The 7,305-nt window shown below is 50.9% G+C and carries 6 protein-coding genes; 3 read left to right on the top strand and 3 right to left on the bottom strand.

Going from position 1 to position 7,305, the window contains the following annotated elements; genetic code table 11:
* Positions 1 to 92: 92 nt before the first annotated feature.
* Both fabG and ACQY6F_RS17575 read left to right on the top strand, forming a co-directional pair.
* Entirely contained in the window at positions 93 to 827 is a 735-nt protein-coding gene (gene fabG / locus ACQY6F_RS17580) for a 3-oxoacyl-ACP reductase FabG (RefSeq protein ID WP_428776298.1), read from the top strand.
* Positions 828 to 970: 143 nt separating this feature from the next.
* Positions 971 to 2,527, top strand: a complete 1,557-nt coding sequence (locus ACQY6F_RS17575) for an acyl CoA:acetate/3-ketoacid CoA transferase (protein WP_428776297.1) — start codon at positions 971 to 973, stop codon at positions 2,525 to 2,527.
* Between the two features lie 92 nt (positions 2,528 to 2,619).
* Here ACQY6F_RS17575 and ACQY6F_RS17570 read toward each other — a convergent pair whose 3' ends face one another.
* The 3 genes from ACQY6F_RS17570 to ACQY6F_RS17560 are packed head-to-tail and all read right to left on the bottom strand — an operon-like array spanning position 2,620 to position 5,658.
* A complete protein-coding gene (locus ACQY6F_RS17570; RefSeq protein WP_428776295.1) occupies positions 2,620 to 4,005 on the bottom strand; it encodes a TRAP transporter large permease in 1,386 nt (461 codons plus the stop codon).
* On the bottom strand, positions 3,992 to 4,537 hold the full coding sequence (locus ACQY6F_RS17565; protein WP_428776293.1) for a TRAP transporter small permease subunit: 546 nt from the start codon (positions 4,535 to 4,537) through the stop codon (positions 3,992 to 3,994). Before ACQY6F_RS17565 ends, ACQY6F_RS17570 begins: the two co-directional genes overlap by 14 nt.
* Before the next feature lie 53 nt (positions 4,538 to 4,590).
* Positions 4,591 to 5,658, bottom strand: coding sequence for a TRAP transporter substrate-binding protein (locus tag ACQY6F_RS17560; RefSeq protein ID WP_428776292.1), 1,068 nt, complete (start codon positions 5,656 to 5,658; stop codon positions 4,591 to 4,593).
* A gap of 220 nt (positions 5,659 to 5,878) precedes the next feature.
* Here ACQY6F_RS17560 and ACQY6F_RS17555 point away from each other — a divergent pair.
* A partial coding sequence (locus tag ACQY6F_RS17555; protein ID WP_428776290.1) for a cache domain-containing protein occupies positions 5,879 to 7,305 on the top strand: 1,427 nt, incomplete at its 3' end.

Below are 7,305 nucleotides of genomic sequence, written 5' to 3'. Positions count from 1 at the left end.
CCTGGTGTGTCAGCCGGGCAGTTCCGCAGCATTATAACTAAGCTAGTCACAGGACTTGATATCCACTACATGATTCAAGAGGTTACAAACAGATGTTTCAGAATAGAATTTGCGTCGTAACGGGCGCTGCGCAGGGGATTGGCAAAGCAATTGTCGAGCGTCTTGCAAATCACGGCGCGGTGATGGTGTATGCCCTAGATATGAACGAGCCGTTACTTGCCAAGGCTTATCAAGGAGTGGCGAACGTTACGCCCATAGCGATTAACGTTTGTGATCGGAACGCGATTAGCGAGCTGGTGGAACAGATCTCCGCCGACTATGGGCATATAGATATTCTGATTAACAACGCCGGTATCACGCGAGATAACCTGATCGACCGCATGACAGAACAAGACTGGGATGTGGTGATGGACGTCAACCTGAAAGGCGTGTTTAACCTGACCCAGGCAATCGTCCCAATCATGGTTGAAAACAATTATGGCTCGATTGTCACTATGTCTTCGGTGGTGGGGACGGATGGCAATATTGGACAAAGTAATTATGCGGCCTCGAAAGGTGGCGTGATTGCCATGACCAAAGGCTGGGCGAAAGAATTTGCCCGCAAAGGTGCCCAGGTGCGTGCCAACTGTGTCGCGCCGGGTTTTATCGAAACGCCAATGACACAAGATCTGCCCGAAAAAGTGCTCGGCATGATGCGGTCTAAAACGCCGTTGGGCCGGCTGGGGACGGCAGACGATATCGCGGATGGCGTTGAATTCCTGGCCAGTGACAAAGCCGCCTTTATCACCGGGCAAGTGCTGAAAATCGACGGAGGCCTGGTGATCTAATCTGAACAGGAATGATTGCTAAGCTGAAACAGTGACTCCACGTTGTTAGCGAGCTCCCTCAATAGCTGAACAATGTTGAGCAGGAGCAACCAGTGCGAGTTGAAAAACAAGTCTAGGTAAAAAAATAACAAGGATGGACGATTGTGGTTACTCAATTAACAGTAGAACAAGCCGCAGAATGGATTCAGGATGGTGATGCCGTCATGTTAGGCGGGTTTATCGGCAGTGTGGTACCCGAAGCCATTGAAAGCGCGCTAGGCGAGCGATTTTTGCGCACCCAGACTCCACGCGATCTGACGCTGATCTTCGCCGCCGGCCAGGGGGATGGTAAGACACTGGCGGTGAACCATTTAGCCCAGCCAGGGCTGGTTAAACGTGTGATTGGTGGCCATTGGGGGCTGGTGCCCAAGCTGCAAAAGCTGGCGGTCGATGAAACCATTGAGGGGTATAACCTGCCGCAAGGGATTATTTCCCACCTGCTACGCGATACCGCCGCCAACAAACAGGGAACATTAAGCACCGTCGGGCTGGGAACCTTCGTCGACCCGCGCATTGAAGGTGGCAAGATTAATCAGGTGACCAAAGAAGACTGGGTAGAACTGGTCGATTTCCGCGGCGAAGAGATGCTGTTTTATAAGCGCCTTCCTGTTGATGTTGCCATTTTACGTGGTACCAGTGCCGATGAAAACGGCAACATCACGATGGAAGAAGAATGTCTGATCGTCGAAAACCTGGCAGCAGCCCAGGCGGCGCGCAATCAGAATGGTAAGGTGATCGTCCAGGTCAAGCGTTTGGTGAAAGCCGGGGAGCTGGATCCGCACGCGGTGAAAATCCCCGGGATATTTGTTGATGCTGTCGTGGTGTGCGAGCAGCCGGAACAGCATATGCAGACGTTCGCCAGCCAGTTTAATCCGGCCTTTGTCGGTCAAAATACGGCATCGGTTGCCGAACAAATTAGTCAGAGCCCTCACCTGGATGCGAAAACCATTATTGCCCGCCGGGCAGCGTTAGAGTTAAAACCCGGTGCGGTTTTGAATCTGGGTATCGGCGCACCAGAGCACATTGCCCGAGTGGTCAAACAGTGTGGCGATATCAGTCAATATACGCTGACGGTGGAGCCGGGCGCTGTCGGTGGTATGCCTGCGTCCGGGCTGGACTTTGGCGCTTCATATAACCCGCAGGCCATTATCAGCCAGGATCAGATGTTTGATTACTACGATGGCGGCGGGATTGATCAGGCTTTTCTGGGGCTGGCTCAATGTGACGCAAAAGGTGACATCAATGTGTCACGGTTTGGCAGCCGGATTGCCGGTTGTGGCGGCTTTATTAACATCTCGCAGAATGCCAAAGAGGTGTTCTTCTGCGGCACCTTCAATACCAAAGGCCTTAGCATTGAGGTGGTTGAGCAACAATTGCAGATCGTTGCCGAGGGTAAGCAAAGTAAATTTATCCGCCAGGTTGAACAGATTACCTTTTCTGCCCATCAGGCAGTTCAGTCGAACAAGCCCATATTGTACATCACCGAACGAGCGGTATTTCGTCTTAGTGCACTGGGCCTGGAACTGATAGAAATCGCGCCGGGTATCGATTTGCAGCGGGACATATTGACGCAGATGGATTTTACCCCAATTATCTCCGCTCAATTAAAGCAGATGGACAAACGGATTTTCAGTAAGGATTTTCAATTAGCCTGCTCTTAGTACCAAACCGCTTACACTGAATTCACATCGACAAAAGGGGCATATTGCCCCTTAGTTTTTGGATGATTTTGTTCGTATGCCCAGAGAGGCCGTTAGCCATAGGCCACACTGGGGAACCAGAGCACCAATTGCGGCCAGGCAACCAGGCATGCTAACGCCAGCAGCTGGATCATAATGAAGGGGACGACACCCCGATAGATCTGTTTCAGGGTCACGCCTTCAGGGCAGACACCCTTTAGGTAAAACAATGCAAATCCTACCGGAGGGGTAAGGAAGCTGGTCTGTAGCGCCATGGCAACCAGCATCACAAACCAAACCAGGCTGGGATTGTCTACCACACCATGACCGTCCAGTTCGATGCCAAGGTTGGCGATAACCGGTGCCAGAAGTGGCAAGGCGATCAAGGTGATTTCTATCCAGTCGAGGAAAAACCCGAGCAGAAAGACGATAAACAGAATAAACGCTATGATGCCGTACGGGCCAAACGGCAAGCCGCTGAGCATAGATTCAATCAGTTCATCGCCGCCTAATTCCCTCAGTACCAGCGCGAAACAGGATGCCCCGAGGAAAATCATAAAGATGTAGGCCGTGGTCCCATAGGAAGCCATCAGAACTTCTTTGATCACTTTCAGGTTCAGTTTTCGGTTGTATGCGGCAAGTAGCGTGGCGCCAAACGCCCCGATACCGGATGCTTCGGTGGGGGTAGCTATCCCGGCAAAAATGGATCCCAACACCGCCGTAATCAGTATGACCGTTGGAATAATATCCCTGAACACCTGAGCGATCAGCCGCCAGTCAACCGGTTGAACATCGTCTGGTACCGGCGCCTGGTGTGGGTTCAGTCGGCCCAGGATCAGCATATAACTAATGTACAAGCCACCCAGTAGCAGGCCGGGCATGATGGCGCCCATAAACAGATCGCCCACCGACAAGCCAAGCTGGTCGGCCATGATCACCAGCATAATAGAAGGTGGCAGCAGAATACCCAACGTGCCTGCAGAGGCGACGGTGCCAAGCGCAAACGGCAGGTGGTAGCCCTGTTTCATCATGGTTGGCAGTGACATTACGGTCAACAGGACCACCGAGGCGCCGATAATACCGGTCGACGCGGCCAAAATTATCCCGATCGCCATCACGGTAATTGCCAGGCCGCCATGCACCTTACCAAACAGCTGTTGCATCGAGCCCATCAGCCTTTCAGCAATCCCTGATTTATCCAGCATGTTGCCCATAAAAATGAACATTGGCAGGGCAACCAGAATCCAGTTATCCATGATCTGATAGATTCGGTTCACTACTAAGCCGATGCTGGTGTAATCAAGCCCGGTAAAGGTATCCAGATACAGGTCTGCGTAATAACCCACGGCAGCAAATACGATGCCGATGCCGCCCAGCACATAAGCGACCGGAATGCCGGTAAACAATAACGCAATGAACGAACCGAACATGGCGATCACTAGCCATTCATTCATTTCCATGGTCAGTACCTCGAATTAGCAGATCCAATTGACGAAACACACTCGACACCATGGTCAATAACAACATGGTGAAACTGATGGGTATCACGCTTTTAATTATCCAACGGTACGGCAAGCCGGAAGGGGAGGCTGAACTCTCGTTTACCCGCCAGGATTCGTAGGCAAAGTCGTAGGAGTGCAGAATCACGATCACCACAAACGGGATGGCCAGAAAGCAGAGACCAAACAGGTCTACCATGGCTTTTTTGCGCGGGCTGAACTTGTGGTAAAACAAGTCTACGCGGACATGAAGGTTGGCCACCTGCGCGTAAGCGGTGCCAAACATGACCGCACTGGCGTATAAGTGCCACTGCAACTCTTCCAAAGTGATCTGTCCGTTGGAAAACACTTTGCGCAAAATCACTTGCAGTATGATCACCCCGATCAAGGCCATGTTGATCCAAGCCAGCCATTTACTGATTTGGATAATCGACTTATCTAAGATGACGTAAAAGGGAGGGGCGGTGGGGACAGACGTAACAACCTTGTTCATAATCATCTCCCAAGTTAGTTTTGTGCCAGCAGAAGCTGGCACAGTGTTAGGTATTACTCTGCAGAGGCACGCGGCAGGAAGCCGTTGGCGGCCCAGAGCGCGTAGTTTTTGCGGAACTCGCTCAGGTCAGTCCAGACTTTATCGAAGAATGGATCGGCTTTTTTCTTCTCTTCCACCACGTCAAGCCAGGTGCTTTGGAACAGATCCAACATCTCTTTGTTCCAGTAACGGATTTCAACACCGTTTTCTTTGGCTTTTTGCATCGCGCTGTACTGCATCGCTTCACCTTCCGCGATGGAATAAGTCATCGCAGCCATACAGGTGGTTTCCACACTGGACTGCTGCGCCTGGTCCATTTCGTTCCAGGTGTCTTTGTTGATCAACAGCTCAAACACGGTTGACTGTTGATGCCAGCCTGGGAAGTAGTTGTATTTGGCGACCTTATGGAATCCAAGGCGCTGGTCGATGGCCGGTTGGGAGAACTCGGAAGCGTCGATGGCGCCTTTTTCCAGAGCCCCAAAGATTTCACCACCCGGGATCTGAACGGTGCCGACTCCGAGTTTTTCCATCACGGAAGCACCAAGGCCGAAGAAGCGCATATTCAGGCCTTTCAGGTCTTCTGGTTTTTCAATCGGCTTTTTAAACCAGCCGGAGGTTTCCGGAGAAATAATCGCGCAAGGCAGAACTTTTACGTTGTAGCCGCCCTGATCGTACATCTCCTGATACAGCTTTAACCCGTTACCAAAATAGAGCCACGCCATGTACTCACCGGCTTCCGGACCAAACGGAACGGCGGAGAACAGTGCTGATGCGGGCAGCTTTCCCTGCCAGTAACCGGCGGTGGCATAGCCTGAGTTGACTTTACCGGTTGAAACGGCATCCAGAATTTCGCCCGGCTTAACCAGTTTGTCCGGCTCATAGATTTTCATTTTGATGGTGCCGCCGGAAGTTTGGGTAATGTGCTCAGCGTACCACTTGATAGGGGTACCTAAAGCCGGTAAATGGCTGCCAAATGCAATAGGGGTTTTTAAAAGGATTTTTTTGGCGGCCAGAGCATTGGTAGCAAAGCCAGTAGCCAGAGCGGCAACCAGTGTGGTCGCAGCGATTCTGTTTAGGCGCATGGTGTTCTCCTTCTCGAGTGATGTCCTTGTTGGTTACTTGAAATGTGAACTTTAAGTAATTAAAAGTGTTAACTGGATGTTACAGTTTGCTAGTGTAGAAGGGATGTGATGTGGCCTCTACTGGGATAAATGCGCATTTTAACTGGGTAGTTTTGGCAAAAATGCCAACAAGATTCGGTAAAACTACGTACTGGGGCAGAGTTGGGTTGAGGGAATTCAAGTGGGGCGGATAAGCAATCGTAAACTGTCGCTAAACATTACTTTGCTCTCAATTGCGCCGATGGTGCTGGTGGTGCTGATAGTCGCTAAGTTGTTGTTTAGCCAATCTGAAAGCCTGGTTGAAGAGGAGATGATCCTCAGTAGAAATAATATTATGGCGGCCAAGAAACAAGAGCTAAAACAGTATGTCGAGCTCGCCTTAAAGAGTATCCAACCCTATTACGAGGATGAGCAGTTACCACAAGAGGCAGCAAAGAAAATAGTTGCGGAAAAATTGAGCCAGCTCACGTATGGCAGTGACGGCTATTTTTTTGCCTACAGTTGGGATGGAAATGCTCTAGTCTTGCCTTATCAGCCAGAACGTATCGGCAAGAACTGGTGGCAGGTACAGGACGTCAATGGCAAGTTGCTCTTGCAGGAACTCATCCGAGTGGCCAGGGAGGGCGGTGGATTTGTCAATTACCTGTGGCACAAGCCGTCCCGGGCAGAACCGTTACCCAAATTGAGCTATGCCGTGTCACTGGATAAATGGCAATGGATGGTTGGTACCGGCGTTTATATTGATGATGTCGAACGTCAACTGACACACATGCAAGTCGGCTTCGATGCTAACGTGGGCAAAAGTACCACAGTATTGTTTGTGGTGGTCTCGGTGGCTGTCGCCATCATTGCGGTACTGGGTGCGTCACTCAACTTCAGTGTAAGACGGCTGGCCAATGAAGAGCTGCAGTTACTCAACCAACAGATTATCAGCTCTCAGGAAAATGAACGGCAGCGGGTATCCCGTGAATTACATGACGGGGTGAACCAGTTACTGGTGGCGGCAAAATACCGGTTAGACAATGTGTTTCAGGGGGAGAAAAATGTTTCCCAAGGTGAACAAAATGCCTCTCACGGAGAGCAACAGGTAACCAACACAGAATTGCAAGCCAGCCGCCAGGCGATGGATCAGGCCATCATTGAATTGCGCCGGATTTCGCAGGATCTGCGCCCACCACAGTTAGATGATTTAGGCTTGGTTGCGGCTATCGACGCCTACATAAACGAGTTACGCACACGCAGCCAGTTGGAGTACCTGTTTGAACACGACATCTCTGATGTTGAAATGCTGCCTGACGTGGAAACGACTTTATACCGGGTAGTGCAGGAGTCGCTGTTTAACGTCGAAAAACACGCCCATGCCAAAGGTGTTGATGTGATCTTACAGCAGGAAGGTTCGCTGCTGCTGTTAACCATCAATGATGATGGCAAAGGTATCGATCCGCAGCAGTTACGGCGGTTCAAAAAAGGTCAAAGTGTCGGTTTTGGCCATATGGGGCTACAGAATATGCAGGAACGCATAGAGGCCCTGGGTGGTCAGTTTGATGTCAGCAGTATCGAAGGACAGGGAACCGAGGTGCGGGTGAGTCTTAAAATGGAGTTTATATG

The sequence above is a fragment of the Vibrio sp. genome, assembly GCF_050299255.1.
Classification (GTDB): domain Bacteria; phylum Pseudomonadota; class Gammaproteobacteria; order Enterobacterales; family Vibrionaceae; genus Vibrio.
This window is presented reverse-complemented; position numbering and strand designations above follow the sequence as displayed.